The sequence below is a fragment of the Lentibacillus amyloliquefaciens genome (genome assembly GCF_001307805.1).
GTDB classification, from domain to species: Bacteria; Bacillota; Bacilli; order Bacillales; family Amphibacillaceae; genus Lentibacillus; species Lentibacillus amyloliquefaciens.
Genome location: NZ_CP013862.1, coordinates 786754 through 805564, shown reverse-complemented (window position 1 = coordinate 805564; position 18811 = coordinate 786754). Strand labels below are relative to the sequence as shown.

Sequence of the window (18811 nt, the reverse complement as noted above, 5' to 3'; positions counted from 1 at the left end):
TCTCCCCCTTATTGATATCCTTAACTCTCTTTCTCCCAGAAAGGTTTGTTCGTACCGCTTTCTTCCATAACCCGCAGAATCTTATCCCGCGGAACAATCCCGCACCTTTTCGCCCATCTTTCATACTTAGCTGCCATTTCTTCTACAAATTCAGGATATTGATCAGCCAAGTCATGCTTCTCAGTACGATCCAGCTGCATGTTAAACAATTCCCATTTGTGCGGATACTCTTTAACAAGCTTCCACTTCCCTATCCTAATTGCTGCGTTTCCTTCGTGTTCCCAAAAAAGCGGGGTTTCATTGTCTTGATCTGCCTCAAACATCGGTTTCAAACTTCTCCCTTCCATCGGGAGAATGTCATTGCCATTGAAGAAATTCGGATAGGATGCATCCGTAATATCAACAATTGTGGCCATAATATCGGTTAACTGACCTGGTGTATGTCTTAGTGTTCCTTTATCTTTCAGACCTTTTGGCCAATGAACTATTAACGGCGTCGCAATACCACCTTCGTGTACCCAATGCTTATACATCCGGAATGGCGAATTGGATAAATTAGCCCAAGCCGTTCCATAACTCTGGTAAGTATTCTCAGGGCCAGGCATTATTTTTGGATCGTTTCCAAAAAACACTTCTTCGCCGGCTCTGGTCTGGGATTTTGCAATTAATAACTTGTTAACCAGCTCTTCTTTAGACACATTCAATGGAATATCTTCCTCGCAAGCGCCATTGTCTGATAAAAAAAATATTAATGTATTATCCAATTGGCCTGTTTCGTCCAGAGCATCTATTATTCTGCCGATTCCCTGGTCCATATTATCGATTTGTGCAGCGTAGACTTCCATACAACGTTCAAGCCATTCTTTTTCATCCGCATTTTCCCATGCAGGTTGACTTGGGTCACGATCAGTTAACTCCCAATTTTCATCGATGATCCCCATATCGATTAATTTCTGCAGACGCTCTTCCCGCAAATCATCCCAGCCTTTTGCGAATCGGCCTTCATACTTCTTGATATCTTCTTCTTTAGCATGCAATGGCCAATGAGGCGCTGTATACGCTACATACTCAAAAAATGGTTCATCCGGTGACTTTTCTGCATGTTCTTTGATATACTGAACCGCCTGATCACTTATTGCATCTGTATAATAAAAGTCCTCATCATCTTTCACTTCGTGTTCGATATTTTCATTGCCTCGTGTTAACGTGTTGGGGTCATAATAGCTTCCTGCACCAATGATGGTTCCGTAAAACTCATCAAACCCGCGTTGCAGGGGCCAATTATCTGAAGGCTCTTCCAAATCTTTTGCAACGTGCCATTTTCCACTCATATATGTCTTATAACCACTATGTTTCAATACCTCAGCTATCGTGACGCATTTCTTGTTTAAATCACCAGCATAGCCTTCAGGACCACTATCATAAGTTAATATGCCAATCCCTGTCTGATGCGGGTGAAGACCAGTTAGTAACGAAGCTCTGGAAGGGCTGCAGCGCGCTGTATTATAGAACTGCGTAAAGCGTATGCCGTCCGCTGCGAGTTTATCTAAATTAGGTGTGTCAATTTCACCTCCGTAGCTGCCAATATCTGAATATCCCATGTCATCATTTAAAATCAGCAATACATTTGGTTTTTGATTCATAAACGTTACCTCCGTTAAATTCCGTTTCTGGATAGTGTGATTAAATACTGAAAATAATCCGGCCTGTAAACAGCTTTTAAAAATTCGACTGGATCTCCTTGTGACGTTTTGGTGGACCTTTCTATATACAGCAAGGCTTCACCGACTTCAGTGTTAAGCATTTCGGCTATTTGTTCATCTGCATTGACAGCACTAATAACCTGATTAGCTTCTTTGAAATAGATGTCTAATTCCTTCTCAAAAAATTGGTAGATTGCTATAGATTTTAAATCCTGATCTTCTAACATGGATCCATAACTTAAAGGAAAAAAAGCATATTCAACCGCTATTGGATGTTCATCAGCAAAGCGCAAACGTGTTAAGTTCCAAATATTAGTGGTGTTCAGCTTTTCTTTGCAGATATGAAAATCATTATCATTTTGACTTAAAGGGCCGCTTTTCATGACTTCAGCATTTGGGACAAACCCGGATTCCTTTATAATTTCAGTAAAACCCAATAAACGGCCAGTCCAATTTTCAGGGTGATTGGTCCTGACAAAAGTACCTCTGCCTCTTTCCCTTATAATGACGCCTTCTTCCACCAACATTTGTAAAGCGTTTCTAATAGTCACTCTACTGACACCGAAGCGATTCATTAACTTATATTCAGTTGCAATTTTTCCAGTCTCATCAACTAATTTTCGATTTAAAACCTCTTTTCGGATAACGTCTCTTACCTGTAATTGCAATGGGATACCATTATTAAAGTTAATTTCCCGACCGATCGAGAATGAGTTTTTTTGCATTTCAATCTCCGCTTTCTATAAAATTTTAGATATTCAATTGTATTATGATTTGTCTTATTATTATAACAACTAATGTAAGCGTTTCAACAGTTTTTACTATTTTAATAATAAAAAATATTTATACGATATAAATTAAATTTATACTACAGTATTCCAAATTGGCTTGCTTGTTTAGATTACTTATAGTTATAACCTATAAAAAAATTAAAGTTTACACTTTCAAAGTTATTTTGTAGGTTGAATGAAAGGGAGGGAGTTTTCTTTGGACTTTTCAACTGGATTGATAATCTTATCGTTAGGTATACTTGCAGGGGGATATGGAACTATAGTCGGGGCTGGTGGAGGATTTATTTTTGTACCCGCACTGTTAATCATTCTAAATATGGAACCTACTATTGCTGCAAGTTCTGGATTATTCATTGTATTAATTAACTCGCTTTCAGGTGTTATTGGCTATGCAATTAAAAAAAAGGTTAATTATAAAATTGGTCTTTTAACAGCAGCAGGTGCAATTCCCGGGTCATTGATTGGAGTCTGGATACTTCAACAATTTTCCTCCCAGATATTCTTTGTGGTTTTTGCAACTATATTAACCTTATTAGGTTTTTATTTACTCTTTAAAAATATATATGATAACTCAGAAAAAAAGGACCAGGATGTGCTAAATAACCGAGAACATATACCTTCGTTAAAGTGGTTGACTGTGTTCGGAGTTCTTTTAGGCGTTTTGTCAAGCTATCTTGGAATAGGCGGAGGCTGGCTTCTTGTACCCGTATTAATATATATATTTAAAATGGACCCACATCGATCCGCAGCAACTTCTATTTTCTCATTATGCATTTATACCTTTGTAGGCGTTATAGCTCAATTATTCTACAATAATATTGATTGGCTGACGGTTTTATGGGGCGGAGCCGGTGTTATTATCGGATCACAACTTGGTGTCACACTATCCCAGAAATTACCTAGTAGACTAATTGTTCAAATGTTGTCTTTTCTTCTGATTATCATAGGAATTAGATTGTATTTCCAATAAGCGATTTGAACAGTCAATTTGGCTCCCTACCAAACAGTTTCGAAATCTCTTTGCGGTGGAGTAGGTCAACCACAATCCCATTGAAAGGGAGCAAATATCAATCAGACCTACTTCACTATTCTAATAAAATCACTTTCAATCAGTTGATAGACTCAGATTGAACAATGAATGCTTCTGGACGTGTGGTTCATATCATCTTATTAATCACTTTTTAAATTACTGTAAAGTAATCAAACAAAGGATTAGATACAACCACCCCTTAGAGGTGTTAATTCTTTTATGCTCCAACAGCTTATAAAAAAGATCATAGTATGCGGAAGGTATCAGGTGTCCGGGCAGGGAACAAGGATCGATGGAATTTACTATTAAGATCTCTTTAACAAAAGAGTTAAAAATAACGGATTCACACACATCAAAGAGCACATTGCTCAATTCGGCACTGTGCTCTTTGAAACTACTAGTGATTATACCCAACGTGTCGTAATAGCTTTCTTGCGGGTGTAGAATTCGACACTATCCTTACCGTTCGCATGCAGATCACCGTAGAAAGAATCCTTCCAGCCGGAGAATGGGAAGAATGCCATTGGCGCTGGAACACCAATGTTGACACCCAGCATACCTGCATCGATCGTTTCCCTGAATTGCCGCACATTGCCGCCATTCCTTGTAAACAGGCAAGCACCGTTCGCAAATGATGATTGACTCGTGACACCAATGACTGATCAAGACCTTTTGCACAAACGATGGATAATACAGGTGCAAAAATTTCATGCTGCAAGATTTTTAATTATAGACTGTGACATTATCAAAAATCGTCGAATCGACAAAATAACCTTTTCCCAACTCTCGATGATGCTAGTAATCATATATCATTTTTATTTAAGTTCCTATTGTCTTAAATTATTTCATCTAAGAAACTTTTCCCTTCAACCGTTCCTGATAACCTAAAGTAGTCACAAAAGGTAGCTCCCACATCAGCCATTGTTTCTCTCAGACCGATATCGGATTTTTTCACCCTGTCACCAAAAACCATTATGGGGACATACTCCCGGGTGTGATTGGAATGGCCAATTGTCGGGTCGTTACCATGGTCAGCCATGACGATTAAAATGTCTTCCTCATTCATTAATGGAACAAATTCTTTCAACCATTGATCGGTTTCATTTAACAGTTCACAATACCAGTCTACATTTTCAGCATGACCTGCCAAATCTGTTTCCTGAATGTTTACTAAAAAAGCCGCGTCGTCTTTTTCCTGCTCGTAAACACAGGAAACCTCCTCCAATAGGGCTGTTGTATTAACGATGGGGTTTGATGGTCCTTTTCCGTGCAGTACATCAGCAGTTTTCCCTAACCGATGAACCTTCAGCCCATTTTCTGCGGCAATCATCGGAAACTGCTTGTCAATTTCAACCCCATACCCCATGTGAAATACCTCGTATCCATCACCATAAACTCCTGCCTTTGGCGTGTCGACCCCATATTGTTCCTGCTTCTTCTCAATACACGATAGTATATGATCAATGGATGTATACGGTCCGCCAAAGGCAATCACGCGAGTAGTGTCAACATTTCCCCGTACAACTTTGCCTAGTGTTTTCACATCTTCAAAAGGCATCTTATTGAAATCCGCAGTGATATTGATAATGTTTCCGACAGTGGATTCCAGATTATCCGCTACGACTGCACCATTATTAACTAATAAAACAGGCAGATCATCAAAGGGATAGGACACATTATATCCTGCAATTTCAAGAGCCTGCTTCATTTCAGGGTGAATATCTTTCATCAGTCTCTTAGTCGACTTTTGGGGACAGCTTCCCGCAATTTCCTGATGACCCAAATACGTATCTGCACCCTGATGGGCAAGTTTCGAATACCCATACGCATTTTCGGGGGCCAGTTCATCATCTACTAATGTCCCCAATCCTGATTTATATATGAACGGAATCTGCAGAGCATCTTTTTTTCTATCCCTGATATGTTTATACGTATTTGCCTCGCAATCTGAAGGAACAAAGTCCTTGCAATCATCCATTGCACCAATTCCGAAACTGTCGATAACAAGAAGTGTCATCTTTGCCATACGATCACCATTTCCTTTCGAGATGCCTGATCCTTGGATTTCCCGTTTGGATACCTCCCACGAGAGCAACATGTGCCCGTGTAACAAAAATTTGCGATCGAAAAGCAAACACTGCAGTATCCCCTGTCCGTACTGTGAAATTCTTTGGCTTTTCAATGGTTCCATAATAATCGATCGTTTTAGGACTGTTTTGATAAGCGCTAGTAAATTGATCGAGAATTGATGATTTATCATTGCCCACCAAACAGCCTCTCATTCTTGAACGACTATAATAACCGCCGGCAATCACTTGAAAATTACCATTATGTTGATGAGAAACCTCTGTCACATAAACAATCGCCGGCTTTTCAGGCAGATCAGAATACGCATGTAATGGTGTAGTACCTGTTAAACCATGACCCGGCTCACTATGTGAAACACCATGTCTTGCAAGATAAGGAATTGTCTCACAGCTTGTTCCACTCGGCCCATTTATCTGCTTTATGGTAATTCCCTTTTCAATCAGCACATCTTTAGCCTGTAACAGAGTGTAGAAGTTATTGGTAGGAACCATATCTGTTTTGATTTCATTCAATTCCAAATTAGGAAACGTTGTAACGCCAGTAATGGTAACCGCTGTTAAATGTTTGATTTTATCAACGGCTGTGGGTAAATCTTTTAACAGAATTCCACCTTCCTGACCTTCATAAAATTTATCCTCGGAACCTGCTACTTTCAACAATATATCCTGGTTAACCCCCATATTCTCAGCGGTTTCTGACACCTGTTTTGCCCGTTCAAAGGAAAAAACCGTAACAACTTCCGGCTTCCAGCTCAGGACTTCTTTCCATTGATGCTTTCCGGGTTGAACCAGATGGCCGATATTCCCAATTTTGATTCCGTGATCAGCTAGTACTTTTCCTTCATCAAAATCAACTGCTACCGCTTTTTTAATACCATTTTCAACAATAATATCACCGAGTTCGGGAACCCTGCCAAGTTGCTTGCTCATAAAATATAACTTCATATTATTTTCAGCTGCTGTAACAGAAAGCTTGTTTGTATTTTCTTTCAAGGTATCAACATCGATGATATAGGTGTTAGGTGGGATATGACCCATTTGGTGAAGTGAAACACCTGTCTGTATAAGCTGTGGATTTCTGCGTTTTGTCACATCCAAAAACATGGCAGCATCCTCCTGTCTGAATAATCTTATTGTGTTGCTGCTGAGTTAATTGCCTTTTCTAATATGTTTAGTACAGTCGAAGCCCCTGACTTCATTGGATTAATGCGAAGCCCATATTCTTTTAAACTTGGCTGTGCCTCGATAAAGCTACCTGAAACACGATAAATCATAGGAATCATTTCATACTTTGATTCTGCGCCAACAGGGTGTATGGCAGCTCCAAATAAATTGCTGTGTTTAATCACCTCTGGAGCGATTGGATCTTGTAATTCCACAATTACATTTTTCGATTGTGCGTTTGTCATATACGCACTTTCAATTCCATTTAAAGACCCTTCATTCAGTTGCCTGCAAACTTCTTCCACCTGTTCATTTTGAATAGCCAGTGAAACCGGGGCAAATGTCATCATTCGCAGTAATTCCATTGCCTCATAACCTTGCACTTGACCCCCGCCAGAGTAATTCCGGCTTTGCAGTAATTTGATTTCCCTTTCTTTTCCTGCGATAACACCGATGCCTTCAGGACCCAGTACCTTAAATCCGGAAAAAGTTGAAAAATCTGCTCCATATTCAACGCCAATCCCATATGTTTTTAGCGCACAGTAATTATCATCAACTACGACAGGCATATCAGGCCGTATGCGTTTCACCGTCTGAATAACAGTTTTCAAATCATACGTATCAGTCGGCTGCTGTCGTGCATGCTGAACATAAAATAATTTACATGTTTCATCTTGCGAAACAGCCTTTTCGACTGCAGCTAAGTCATTGTAATCGATTGCCTTTGTTTCAAGTCCCAACAGCCGTATCGTATCTTTTGTAGTCGTATAAACTGGAGCGGTATGAATAAACATTGCCTCACCGGGAGACATCAAAGTACTTAATATATTACGAATAGCGCCCGTTCCTGCACCACGTACAAGAGCAGCGGATTCTGCTCTAAAAAAGTTTGCCAATGCTCTTTCCACTTTTTCAGTTTGTTCGGGCTTTTTATGTGCTGGAGCTACCCCAAGATCTCCCATAGATAAAAATTCATCACCCGAAAACTGCCTGCTCATCTTGTCAACTAATTTAAACTGTAACTGTTGGGCTTCCTGAACTGTCATAGCAGGGAGTACTGAGTCAGCATATTTTAACTGTGACGGATCGTAAACCATTATGATTACTCCTTTATTGAATAAGCCTTTGCCGGATTATTTATCAGTAAATCCGATATGATGTCATCTGAAACACCATGTTTTCGTAATGCCGGTATAAAGTCATTCAGCACTAAATCGTACCCCGGACCACCATGTTTTTTCCAATGAGATTTTCTCGTCAGATCCGCAGAAAGCAGTATTTGTTTATGAAAGCCCTTCTCGATAAAATCCAACAGAAACGATAACCGGTCCTTATCCGGACGGTAGTTATTTTTTCCAATTGTATCAAAGCCAATATATACACCTGATTTAAGTACATCCAGGACTTCTTCTTTATTTGGATTAAGATCCTGATGTCCTACCACAATCTGATTGGCAGGCAGGCCAAGTCCAACAAGCATGTTGACTTGCTTACTACCCATTGTGCCAAGCGTTGTGTGGGTAGAGACTGTTAAACCAGTCTCCACACCCGCTTTACCCGAACCTAACAGCAGCTCCTTTTCAATTGGCTTTATTTCGTTGTTACTTGTTCCAACTTCTCCAATCACTCCTGGGTAAATACTAGTTCCTTCAATACCATCGTTTATTTCGTTTATAAAATGATGAGCAAACTGATCCTGGTCCCATCCTTGCGCAAACTGAGGAATAAAAGGATCTTTATAGAACCCGGTGCAAGTTACAATATGAATATCTGATTTTTCACTTAAGTGCTTCAGTCGTTTCACATCTCTTCCCATTCCATCATTGGTTAATTCAACGAGAGAACTCCCCCCAGCAGTATAGAAGTGATTCAGTTCTTCCTCCATTCCTGGTACATCATCAAGTATCGTATCAGGATCACTTTTCACCCTGGATAAATCAATCGATAAATGCTCATGCGCAGCACAAATACCAAAGTTATTTTTATCTATTTTTCCATTAACAGTTTGTATCATCCAAGTCACTCCTAATCCATTATTGCGGGATAGACATAATTCCGAGTCCTACCAATATATTGGCAATAATACCCACTGCTATAGCTCCGACAGGTCCTACTGCCATTCGTACAATCGGGCGCCCTGCTGCTTCGTTAAGCAAGTAAAACCCTGCTATGAAGAAAAAGCCAAACCCTGGAGCAATTGCGTTAGACGCGTTTGCACCACCAATAAGCAATGCTACTTCAAGCAGTTTCGTCATCGCACTCCGGATGTTTTCACCAGAATCTCTGACCCCCGGATACTTATCAAGAAATTTCGCAATATAGTTAAGTAACATAACTTCAAGAAAGATCATCAAAGCCCCTAAAACTACGGCAAGCCATACATTAGGTGAGAATAGTCCTATTACGAATATCAAAGTGAATCCGACCGGACTATATACCCCAGTGGCAATAGCTGTACTGGCAACCAACGGAATGAAACCAATAGCTCTTGCAGCAGCTGCAATCCCGGCATCAGTCTGGTTCCCATCTGCAAGCAAGTTTAATGAAATGGGATCACCAGCCATCAAAAGCATATTCGTGGCACCAGCAATAAGGGCACCTATCACCATAAAATACGCCACGTTTTTCTTGATTTCTTTTACCTTTTCACTAAATACAGATGCCAAATCTATTGATGCGTCACCATCCGGTTTTTGTTTCATCGCAAATGCGAATAGGAAAATCATGCCGACAATGAGTGCCATCCCCTCCTGATTGATGGCTACGGCATTACCGCCTATTGAAATATATTCACCTTCATTGACAAATACGGCAAGCTGTCTCATAAGTGCAGCCGCAGCAAATGTTATAATACCTTTTTTAACACTGAACTGCATAGCAACAGCTAAGGCCGGAAACGCCATAAATGTTACGACTACCGGATCTCCTACCTGGCCCATCGGTTCCAGAAAATTCACAGGTAAATAGTCAAATAATTTCACAAAACCTTCTAAACCTGCCATGAGTCCCCAACCATAGATACCTCCGATTAATGCAGCAACCGGTGTTCCCCATTTGTTTTTAGGGGCTACAATACCGATAATATCCGTCCCAAGAAGTATGCTGTGTATTAAGATAATACTTGCGGATAATGTGAACGGAATACCAAATCCGATTACAAGTCCAAAACTCATCGCAAATGCTGTGAGCCCCAGTTCTCTGCGGCTTAATTTGCCTTCAATGTGTTCCGATACAATTGGTCGCAGTCCATCATTAAAAACCGCAATATTTCGATTAGCCAGTACTGCAGCTATCGCACCAATTAGAATGACGAAAAACATTCCCATAAATTATCCCCCTCGTATTTTATCCCTTATCTCTAATAGCCTTCAGTATTAAAGGAACAGCTGTCTCCGCATGATCCCCCGTAAAACCATAAGCTTTCTTCCCGTCCTTCACTGCTTGAATAATCTGCTCTTCGTTCGGTTTTCTACCCGGCATCGAAACAGTTTCACAAACCTCTCTTCCTGCAATCGCAATTGTCATTGCCAATGCGCCACCGCCGCCAGTGTGACAAGCACCTAAATAATAATCAGCTTGGCCCGACTTTATAAGCATTGCACCATCCATATCTGATTTAATGACCGTTTCAATCGTATCATCAAATTCTTTAACCATCCCTTCAATCTCTTTTTTTTCAACTTGTCCGCCTATTACAATTTTCATTTTTACTTCACTCCTTCATTAATGTTAAGCACATTCGTAAAGTGCAATTTTAAAAAATCTTTCTCTTCCTGAGGCAACGATTTTACCCAATTACGTTCAACAAAACCCAGTAGACTCTTTGCCTTTGGGTAGTTAGAGGAATTTTTCACCTCCTGCATCATTCCAGAATCTGGTCCTTCAACTTCCTCACCATTTCCTATTCTGGTTAGAGCCATTGGTAGATGAGTGAATAGCATTTCACCCTGCTCTAATCTTTCAATATTCAATAGATTGATAACTTCTTTATATGCATCTATGGTTACAGCATATGCATGCTCATCAATAACCTCTTGTTCCAGTAATATATTAAGTCTATTCTCAAGTTCCTGCAGTTCCACCAGTAATTCCTCCTTGATCAACTAACCATTTTCACTAATAATGCGGCAACTTTTTATTATCAAGCACCATTTTTTGAATTTCTGTAACCCTTCTTGTATCCAATTCAGTTAAATACTCCCCTATATCCTCTCGCTCCTTTTCCATTAAAATAACGGAAGTTGAAGCTTTTTCAGATAATAGATTAGCCTGTTCAGAATGAAAATCGATTCTTTTCAGTTTTTCTGCGGCTTTGATTTCATCTGAGTTCCAGACAGCTGCATCGATACTGCCATTTAACAACTGCTCAAACAGTTGCATATAGTTCACCGGTATGAATTCGACATTTTTACCCTTACATTCCAGAAGAGTTAATTTCGACTGGTCAGTTGATGTATAATCAATTCCGACGCGCATACCATCTTTAATACGATCATTCTTCGAATTTGCTAAAAAAACCTTATGAGAACTGACATACGTAAAGGGCCCAAAGCTTTGGATTATCTGTAACGTATTATCTTCTTTCATTTCATCTTCAGCAGCCAGGCCAGACATAACTACAAAGTCACATCTGCGGGCTTTTAATGCTTCTATTCTTTTTTTTGCCCCCCTCATGTACGCCAAATTAATTCGATTTAATTTTTTATCCGAAACTTCAATTAAACCGGTGGCCAAACCTTCGTACAGTTTAGAGTAAGGAAGTGGCATAGCCCCCAGATAAGAATTCACACCGGCGACTTCCTTCAGTAAATATTCATCTTTATTAATTAAGTAGGATCCTAAGTGCCCTCTTGATTCAATCTCAACAGCGTGCATATTCTCTAAAACATTTAATCCGCCCTGTACTGTACCGCGTCCTAATGATAACTTTTGTGCAAAGTCATCAATTCTAGGGATCCTGTTTCCTTTTTCAATAGGAATTAACATTTTCGCAATCTCTTTAGCTGCAAGGCCATTTTTCGAATATAAATTTTCCCAAATTCCTTTCAATTTCAATCTCCTCTTCAATGTACAAAATATTGTATATTGTAATTATAGCGCTTTCACAAATACATATCAACAATAAGTACAAAATTATTAAAATATTGTAATCGCATTCAATCTGTGGTATCTTTTTACTGAATTATTCGTATATTCTTAAAATAAATGGAGGTTTAATATGAGAAGAACTTCTATCGTTGTATTGGTTTTAGTACTATTGTTATCTCTTTCGTTTAGCCCTGTCTATGCTGAAACCGGACAAAACAAATTGAGCCATGGATCTCCACAAAGTGTCGGCATGGATAAAGCAAAGTTAACCGAAATTAATGGTATTGTACAAGAAGCTATCGACGACCAAGTAACTCCGGGTGCTGTCGTTCTTATTGCAAAAGACGGTAAAATTATATTAGAAAATGCTTACGGTTATGCAAAAAAATACGATATGGGTGCATTATTAAAAAATCCGGAAAAAATGAAGAAAAAAACGATATTTGACCTTGCGTCTGTCACGAAGGTAATGGGCACAACACAAGGGATTATGAAACTTGTCTCAGAAGGAAAAATTTCTGTAGATGATAAAGTTTCCGAATATATCCCTGGGTTTGCCAAAAACGGTAAAGGTGCAATAACAATCGAAGACTTATTAACACATACGTCTGGTTTAACCCCTTGGAAGCCAACCTATTTATATGCGGATAATCCTGAGGAAGTACTGAATTATATCAACAATCTTTCTCTTGAATATGTGACTGGCACTGATCGCCGCTACAGCGATTTCAGCTTTATGACCCTCGCATTCGTAATTGAAAATGTTACCAATCAGAGACTGGATGAATACTTACAAGAAAATATTTATAAACCTTTAAAAATGAAAGATACAATGTTTAACGCTGTGGAAAATACAAACAAAAAAATCGCTGCGACGTCTTTTGGAAATGTCTATGAATACAAAATGATAGATGACTCCAATTTTGGCTACTATGTAGAGGAAGATGCTGATGAGTTTGCTCAATGGAGGAATTACACGCTTCAGGGTGAAGTTAATGACGGAAACAGCTATTATGCAAACAACGGCGTGGCAGGTCATGCCGGTCTTTTTTCAACTGCACGTGACCTTGCAGTTCTTGGACAGACAATGCTGAACAATGGCAATTACGGAAAAATAGATTTATATAACAAAAAGGTGATAAGGGAATTTACATCTCAGCAGCGATTTGGTCAAGGTTACGGTTGGGAGAAGAATAAGGAATGGTACATGGGGAATAAACATTCAGCACAAGCCTATGGTCATACAGGATTTACAGGTACACAAGTAATGTTTGATCCTAAATACAATCTTCAAATCATTGTACTTACTAACAAACAAAATAATGGACCTCTCGAAAATGGATCCTATCCAAGTACAGGTGCACTTTCAAAGCAAATTGCAAATACTGTTTATAGTTCGATTGATGAATAAATTACGGGTAGAGGTAGATGTTTAGATCATGTCATTAAATATACCAAAGATTAGAATAAGGCACCTGATTTGCCGCCTGTACCCGGAAAGCATCCAACGCTTAGCCGTGATTCGGAATATGTCCGTCACCGAACACTCAGTCTGCTGGCAGGCATTGATCTGGTAACCGGTGAAGTCATCGGTAAAGTCGAAGAGCGCCATCGCAGCAAGGAGTTTGTTGAGTTTCTGAAAGATCTGGATGAGTACTACGATCCTAATCTGCGTATTCAAATTGTCCTGGATAACCACTCAGCTCATATATCCAGGGAAACACGTGCTTACCTGGAGACAGTACCAAACCGCTTTGAATTTGTGTTCACGCCTAAACATGGCTCCTGGCTTAATATCATTGAATCATTCTTTGCCAAGATGAGTAAGAGTTTCCTGCGCCATCAGGGTTAATTCCAAAGGAAGAACTGAGAGAACGTATCGAACTTTACTTGCAGGAAGTCAATGATCCAGTTCCTTTTCGTTGGAGTTATGGGTTAGATTCATTACTGGGTTAAGTGTTATTTATGAAACAATCTACTAGTTGGCCATTTCAATTGGAACAAAAAATCTACCTGCTCTATTCAAGCCATTTGACCCTATACAATAATTTTTTCGACATAAATGACAAAATTTGAAAAAGAATAGGTGTGCAACCAAGTCGTCCAACCAATAAATCACCGCAAAGCACACAACTTTGTGCTTTGCGGTGATTTTATTTACCAAGTTGCTGTCGTAGACAAATTTCAGCAATGATAGTTTTCTGTCCTTTGGTGATTTACTTATTCTATATCGCTAGATCTCCAGCAGCTTTTATTTTAACTCTTGTTGCATTTCCCGGCAGATAAGCTAACGGTACATTTTCAATATCAACAATTTCGACATTTTCGCTATCGGCACCAGCCTTGACTGTTTCGTTGATTGCGAGATCTTTAGCACTGTTTAGAATCTCTTCCCGGTTCTCTGGGCTGATGGCGTAAATTTTCTCAATTTCACCGCTGATTTGTGAAATGGCGGACCCAATGGCATTTGCCACGCCGCCGTTTTCAGGTTTATATACCTCGGCCGCACCTTTTAATTTGTCCGGAAATAATACGTTTCCGCCCCCGACTAGAGCAACCGGCATATTGTCAGCACTTGTTTTTATTTTATCAATCGACTCTTCCACCATTTCTGTCATGCGCTGATAAATGGCAGTTAACAAGTCGCGGTTCAAGTGATTTACATTTTCAGGGTTCCCGAGCGTTACTTTCCCAAGCGCAACGGCAACATCCGTAGCTGTAAGGGTGGAACCGCCAAATACCAGAGCTTCCTCCTGGATTCGGTGTCCGACGCTATCGGGTCCTATCTTGAATTGATCATCATCTTCAAGGTGAATGATCGTGCCGCCACCCAGGCCGATGGAATGAATATCAGGCATGCGGAAATTAGTACGGACGCCGCCAAGTTCAACCGCAATGGAGGACTGTCTTGGGAAGCCTTTTGTCAATACGCCGATGTCTGTCGTTGTCCCGCCGACATCAACAATGATCGCATCTTTGTTATCTGATAAGAAAGATGCACCGCGCAAACTGTTCGTTGGACCGCACGCAACAGTTAATATCGGATATTTTAAGGTATAATCTTTGGACATTAATGTGCCATCATTTTGGCAGAAGAAAACTTTTGCATCAATTCCTTTTGTGTTTAATGCTTTCTCAAACCCTTCAGCAGTCTTTTTGGCGACATTAATAATCGAAGCGTTTAATATAGTTGCATTTTCACGCTCTAATAAGCCCATGCTTCCGACTTCACTGGAAAGCGAAACCGAAATATCATCGCCCAATACTTCCCGTAAAATTTCCTCGGTTTGTGTTTCGTGACTTTTACTCACCGGTGAAAAGATTGAAGTGACTGCGATGGAATCGACGCTGCCTTTTATTTCTTCAGCGATTAAGCGAATTTTATCTTCATTTAAGGATGAAATTTCATCACCGTTAAACTCGTGACCACCTTCTACCATATACGTATAATTCCCCAGAATGGCTTTTAAATCGTCCGGAACGCCTGCAAGTGGTTTAATGGCAGTTCCGGCAGGCGCACCAATACGAATAATGGCGACTTTATTCAAATTCTTTCTTTCCACAATCGCATTGGTACACTGGGTTGTGCCAAGCATCGCAAATTCAATATTTTCAACATCTGCTTGCGCATTTGTAACAAGCTGATTGATTGTATTATAGATTCCTGTTTCAACGTCACCTGTTGTTGGGGTTTTTAAAGAATGAACGACATTCATATTTCTGTCTAACAGGACACCGTCTGTATTGGTACCACCGACATCAATGCCTAAACGAAACTTCATTGTTTACTCCCCCTGCCTTTCATTTAGTGTTTCGACTGGTATAAAATCGTAATCATAGCCAAAGTAGCGCGGACCAGCTACTTCAATCCCTTTTTCCGTGCGCCACTTTTCATCGGCCGGTATGCCAATCACCGTTGCTCGTGCACCATATCGCAATCCTTCTGTTGTCATTGGAAGTGCGGTTTCCGTATCGAGAACACAAATTAAATCAGGGGTCATGCATAGAACATCATGATCTGTTTTGAGTAACAGGTTTTCATTTTGAAATTCCAAATAGCCATTCTCACCTTTGTTGTAATCCAGTCCTTCAATGGTTGCCGTACCACGCACAAACCCGCCATCTGTCCTTCGTTCAATATCGGTAACTTTCCCTGAAAATAACGTCATGCCATCTAATAATTGTAAAACTTCCTCAATCGGGTTTTTCTTATTCCCTTTTGCTTCCTGGATGGTCCGGCCGATTTTTTCTTCCAATGTTAAGGTGCGGTAAATGCTTGCGTCCTTTACCTGTTTCCCTGTCATTGGGTAGATGGCATTCATGACAGATCCTCCCATTACCATTGTGGCTGACCGAGCAATTTTTTCAGCCCATTTGCCATCGACGGTATTCAGAACGGTACTGTTGCCTTTCTCATCGGCTAAAACCATTGGCGTGGTGCTGACACCGTTCAAATAGAAAGTGACCATCTGCAATTCCGGAAAAGCCCTTCCCATACCATCGCCATCCACGATAGGCAGTCCGGTACTGGCAGCAAGAGCTACCGGCAGTAATGAATTGACGCCACCGGCTTCAATCGGCATCGTTGCTTTTATTTCTTTGTTTAAAACTTTTTCTAAAGAGCGGAAGGCTTCAAGTGCTTCATTGCCGCTTGGGATTTTCTCCACCAGAACAGTTGGGGCCCCCATCATTGCAGACGGTACAATGACGTCTTCATCATCTATTTCCGTTATATCCAGTAACTTAACTGGTCCATGTTCTTCGACTGCTTGCAGGGCCATCATTTTACCGACAAATGGGTCACCCCCGCCGCCGGTACCTAATAATGCTGCACCAACTGCGATATTCTCAATTTCTTCTTTTCCAATTAATCTCATGCTGCATCCCCCTTGACAGTTAATTCTTTATTTTTATACATAAAACCAATAATCAATTGGATGATAAACGCTGCTAAAAAGGAATCGATTCCCGGCGCACCGGTGATTGTAAATAAGCCAAAACCGGTTGGACTTGGCGTTGTCATAAATGCCAGCATTGCCGCAGCAAACCAAGTAATCAGACTTTGCACCCGCATATTCGGGATCTGATGAATATTGTCAAAGTTATACTCCCGATGTCTAAAGATAAAGTCAGCTGTGTAAATACCTCCGATAGGTGGTATAAGAACACTCAGGACATTTAAAAATGGAATAAAATGATCGTAAATGCCCGAAATAGCAAAAATTGTTCCAATCATACCTGCAATGATCGTCAGAATATATTTTGGAATCTTTTTGAATATCACTGAAAACCCTAATGCCGAAGAATATATATTCGTGTTATTCGTTGTCCATTGCGCAAGAATCAAAACAAGCATGCCGCCGGTCCCCCAGCCGATGCCAATCATGATGGCAACAACATCCACTTCACTTGTTGCCTTGGCCAGGGTCGCTGCAATGATTAAAACAATACAGTAACCTATAAAATAGCTGAGAACTGCTGAAATGGCTGCATCTTTAGCGGATTTGGCATATCTGGAAATATCCGGGCCAATAATCGCGCCAACGGCCAGTGATCCAATGATAGATGAAATGGCCATTCCTATCGTCAACGGATCTGATGTCAATGGCATTTGATTCAGTTCTTCAAATGTGAAATTTTTACTTGTCATGTAAACTGAGCCAATTAATAATATGGCAAGCAACGGCACAGCAAATGTACTCAGTTTCTCGATTGCCCGGTAGCCGATGCATGCGGTTAGTGTCATCAGTGCGCCGCCGATGATCATGAGGATGCCGGGTGCAATATTGACTCCGAACACATCGTTAATCACTTTATTCAGACTTGAGCCAAATAAATCCAACTGAACACCGAACCAGCCAAATAATGATATCGCAATAATAACCGATACAATCATTGATCCATATCTTCCCAGTGCAAAGGATGATACTAACGCTGTCGACAGCCCCGTTTTAGCCCCGACAATACAACAAAGGGCACTTAAAATGGATAAAAGAAATGTTCCTATAACTGAAGCAATGATGGCATCCGTTAATCCCATTCCACTGCCTAAAGCTCCCCCTAGTGCCGTTGCAGATAAAGCAACAATTCCCCCAATCCAGACCAACATTTGTTTAAACCAGCCTTGTCTTTTCTCATCAGGAACCGGGGCCAACTCATAATCTTCTATTAATTTCTGATCTTTATCCATTTTTCTCACCCCCTGTGGCTTGATTTAAAAATTGATTCATTAAATGGAGTGCCTGCTTAAGATTCTTGTCAATTGTTTTCCGGTCGTAAATAATAACGCTCCAGAACAGGCCATTTCCGATAAAGATAAAATAGTCAATGATTGCTTCAATTTCTGAGTTATTGAAATGCGGATACCTGATGCGAATGATATGCGTTAGGTGATCAACAAGCCAAGCATCGTATTCCTCCAAATATTGGCGAACCTCATTTTTGATATCAGGGATCGGCGAAGTAACCATCATAATATATGCCTTGGTTTCTTCCTCATTTTGCGTATGATGAAAAACAATTCTGTTGAATAATTCAGAAAATAAAGTGTTGATTGAGTTTGATTCATGAGCTTCATAGGCTCTTTTCATATTGGCAAAGTGATGACGAAGGATATCCCGAATTGCTTGAATAAAGAGTTCTTGTTTGTTGCTAAAGAAATAATAAATGGATGCTGGCTTAATACCGACCTTTTCGGCAATTTTTCTCATCGATGTTCCTTGATATCCATATTCCGAAAAGTTTTCAATGGTTGCTTCGATAATCTTATCTCTTGTCATGTCCTCCCCCCTATTTAACGTTTGTTAGGTAAAAATATTAGCACTATTTTTCCGCATCGTCAATATTTTTAGAAAAATATTTTATGATTTAACGTGTTAAATAACAAATCGAAATTTTTTGCTTGAAATTATCAGCTCCCGTAGGATTAATCACCTGGATCACTATTTT

Annotated in this window: 16 protein-coding genes and 2 pseudogenes; 3 read left to right on the top strand and 15 right to left on the bottom strand. The window is 40.1% G+C overall.

Annotation, left to right across the window (positions count from 1 at the left end):
- Nucleotides 1-20 precede the first annotated feature (20 nt).
- Both AOX59_RS03995 and AOX59_RS03990 read right to left on the bottom strand, forming a co-directional pair.
- Nucleotides 21-1643, bottom strand: a complete 1623-nt coding sequence (locus tag AOX59_RS03995) for an arylsulfatase (RefSeq protein ID WP_068442153.1) — start codon at nucleotides 1641-1643, stop codon at nucleotides 21-23.
- A gap of 14 nt (nucleotides 1644-1657) precedes the next feature.
- Entirely contained in the window at nucleotides 1658-2428 is a 771-nt protein-coding gene (locus AOX59_RS03990; protein ID WP_068442150.1) for a GntR family transcriptional regulator, read from the bottom strand.
- Nucleotides 2429-2690: 262 nt separating this feature from the next.
- Here AOX59_RS03990 and AOX59_RS03985 point away from each other — a divergent pair, with 262 nt between their 5' ends.
- A complete protein-coding gene (locus AOX59_RS03985) occupies nucleotides 2691-3464 on the top strand; it encodes a sulfite exporter TauE/SafE family protein (protein WP_068442147.1) in 774 nt (257 codons plus the stop codon).
- 464 nt (nucleotides 3465-3928) lie between these two features.
- Here AOX59_RS03985 and AOX59_RS19115 read toward each other — a convergent pair.
- From AOX59_RS19115 to yhfZ, 9 genes and pseudogenes are all read right to left on the bottom strand, one after another.
- Nucleotides 3929-4301 (bottom strand): annotated as a pseudogene (locus AOX59_RS19115) (aldehyde dehydrogenase family protein); the annotation flags it as partial.
- A 58-nt stretch (nucleotides 4302-4359) separates the two neighbouring features.
- Nucleotides 4360-5550 (bottom strand): phosphopentomutase, encoded by a 1191-nt coding sequence (locus AOX59_RS03975; protein WP_068442141.1) that lies wholly within the window; start codon nucleotides 5548-5550, stop codon nucleotides 4360-4362.
- A 4-nt stretch (nucleotides 5551-5554) separates the two neighbouring features.
- Nucleotides 5555-6715: an alanine racemase gene (locus tag AOX59_RS03970; protein WP_068442137.1), complete on the bottom strand. Its 1161-nt coding sequence runs from the start codon at nucleotides 6713-6715 to the stop codon at nucleotides 5555-5557.
- A gap of 26 nt (nucleotides 6716-6741) precedes the next feature.
- Complete coding sequence (locus tag AOX59_RS03965) at nucleotides 6742-7872, bottom strand: aminotransferase class V-fold PLP-dependent enzyme (RefSeq protein ID WP_068442133.1); 1131 nt, start codon at nucleotides 7870-7872, stop codon at nucleotides 6742-6744.
- A gap of 5 nt (nucleotides 7873-7877) precedes the next feature.
- Nucleotides 7878-8789, bottom strand: a complete 912-nt coding sequence (locus AOX59_RS03960) for a phosphotriesterase family protein (RefSeq protein ID WP_068442131.1) — start codon at nucleotides 8787-8789, stop codon at nucleotides 7878-7880.
- Nucleotides 8790-8808: 19 nt separating this feature from the next.
- Nucleotides 8809-10101 carry a YhfT family protein gene (locus AOX59_RS03955; RefSeq protein WP_068442129.1) on the bottom strand — a complete coding sequence of 431 codons (1293 nt, stop codon included), beginning with the start codon at nucleotides 10099-10101 and terminating at the stop codon, nucleotides 8809-8811.
- A 19-nt stretch (nucleotides 10102-10120) separates the two neighbouring features.
- A complete protein-coding gene (locus AOX59_RS03950; RefSeq protein ID WP_068442126.1) occupies nucleotides 10121-10480 on the bottom strand; it encodes a DUF2620 domain-containing protein in 360 nt (119 codons plus the stop codon).
- A gap of 2 nt (nucleotides 10481-10482) precedes the next feature.
- Nucleotides 10483-10857, bottom strand: coding sequence for a PRD domain-containing protein (locus tag AOX59_RS03945; RefSeq protein WP_068442123.1), 375 nt, complete (start codon nucleotides 10855-10857; stop codon nucleotides 10483-10485).
- Between the two features lie 34 nt (nucleotides 10858-10891).
- Nucleotides 10892-11824 carry a GntR family transcriptional regulator YhfZ gene (gene yhfZ / locus AOX59_RS03940; RefSeq protein WP_068442120.1) on the bottom strand — a complete coding sequence of 311 codons (933 nt, stop codon included), beginning with the start codon at nucleotides 11822-11824 and terminating at the stop codon, nucleotides 10892-10894.
- A gap of 169 nt (nucleotides 11825-11993) precedes the next feature.
- On the opposite strand from yhfZ, the gene AOX59_RS03935 reads away from it, so the two are divergent.
- Nucleotides 11994-13274 (top strand): serine hydrolase, encoded by a 1281-nt coding sequence (locus AOX59_RS03935; protein ID WP_068442117.1) that lies wholly within the window; start codon nucleotides 11994-11996, stop codon nucleotides 13272-13274.
- Between the two features lie 60 nt (nucleotides 13275-13334).
- Nucleotides 13335-13819 (top strand): annotated as a pseudogene (locus AOX59_RS03930) (IS630 family transposase); the annotation flags it as partial.
- A 269-nt stretch (nucleotides 13820-14088) separates the two neighbouring features.
- Here the strand turns inward: AOX59_RS03930 and AOX59_RS03925 are convergent.
- From AOX59_RS03925 to AOX59_RS03910, 4 genes are read right to left on the bottom strand one after another with little or no spacing between them, the layout of a single operon-like run.
- Complete coding sequence (locus tag AOX59_RS03925) at nucleotides 14089-15645, bottom strand: ROK family protein (protein ID WP_068442112.1); 1557 nt, start codon at nucleotides 15643-15645, stop codon at nucleotides 14089-14091.
- 3 nt (nucleotides 15646-15648) lie between these two features.
- Nucleotides 15649-16740 carry an S-methyl thiohydantoin desulfurase family protein gene (locus AOX59_RS03920; RefSeq protein ID WP_068442109.1) on the bottom strand — a complete coding sequence of 364 codons (1092 nt, stop codon included), beginning with the start codon at nucleotides 16738-16740 and terminating at the stop codon, nucleotides 15649-15651.
- The gene (locus AOX59_RS03915; protein ID WP_068442106.1) at nucleotides 16737-18053 is read right to left on the bottom strand and encodes a purine-cytosine permease family protein; all 1317 of its coding nucleotides are present in this window, start codon (nucleotides 18051-18053) and stop codon (nucleotides 16737-16739) included. Before AOX59_RS03915 ends, AOX59_RS03920 begins: the two co-directional genes overlap by 4 nt.
- A complete protein-coding gene (locus AOX59_RS03910; protein ID WP_068442103.1) occupies nucleotides 18046-18642 on the bottom strand; it encodes a TetR/AcrR family transcriptional regulator in 597 nt (198 codons plus the stop codon). The genes AOX59_RS03915 and AOX59_RS03910 overlap by 8 nt, the downstream gene beginning before the upstream one ends.
- Between the last annotated feature and the right edge of the window lie 169 nt (nucleotides 18643-18811).

Bases quoted from the DNA above. Each gene is read 5' to 3' on its own strand.
- AOX59_RS03995 (WP_068442153.1), bottom strand. From the start codon at position 1,643: ATGAATCAAAAACCAAATGTATTGCTGATTTTAAATGATGACATGGGA.
- AOX59_RS03990 (WP_068442150.1), bottom strand. From the start codon at position 2,428: ATGCAAAAAAACTCATTCTCGATCGGTCGGGAAATTAACTTTAATAAT.
- AOX59_RS03975 (WP_068442141.1), bottom strand. From the start codon at position 5,550: ATGGCAAAGATGACACTTCTTGTTATCGACAGTTTCGGAATTGGTGCA.
- AOX59_RS03970 (WP_068442137.1), bottom strand. From the start codon at position 6,715: ATGTTTTTGGATGTGACAAAACGCAGAAATCCACAGCTTATACAGACA.
- AOX59_RS03965 (WP_068442133.1), bottom strand. From the start codon at position 7,872: ATGGTTTACGATCCGTCACAGTTAAAATATGCTGACTCAGTACTCCCT.
- AOX59_RS03960 (WP_068442131.1), bottom strand. From the start codon at position 8,789: ATGATACAAACTGTTAATGGAAAAATAGATAAAAATAACTTTGGTATT.
- AOX59_RS03955 (WP_068442129.1), bottom strand. From the start codon at position 10,101: ATGGGAATGTTTTTCGTCATTCTAATTGGTGCGATAGCTGCAGTACTG.
- AOX59_RS03950 (WP_068442126.1), bottom strand. From the start codon at position 10,480: ATGAAAATTGTAATAGGCGGACAAGTTGAAAAAAAAGAGATTGAAGGG.
- AOX59_RS03935 (WP_068442117.1), top strand. From the start codon at position 11,994: ATGAGAAGAACTTCTATCGTTGTATTGGTTTTAGTACTATTGTTATCT.
- AOX59_RS03925 (WP_068442112.1), bottom strand. From the start codon at position 15,645: ATGAAGTTTCGTTTAGGCATTGATGTCGGTGGTACCAATACAGACGGT.
- AOX59_RS03920 (WP_068442109.1), bottom strand. From the start codon at position 16,740: ATGAGATTAATTGGAAAAGAAGAAATTGAGAATATCGCAGTTGGTGCA.
- AOX59_RS03915 (WP_068442106.1), bottom strand. From the start codon at position 18,053: ATGGATAAAGATCAGAAATTAATAGAAGATTATGAGTTGGCCCCGGTT.
- AOX59_RS03910 (WP_068442103.1), bottom strand. From the start codon at position 18,642: ATGACAAGAGATAAGATTATCGAAGCAACCATTGAAAACTTTTCGGAA.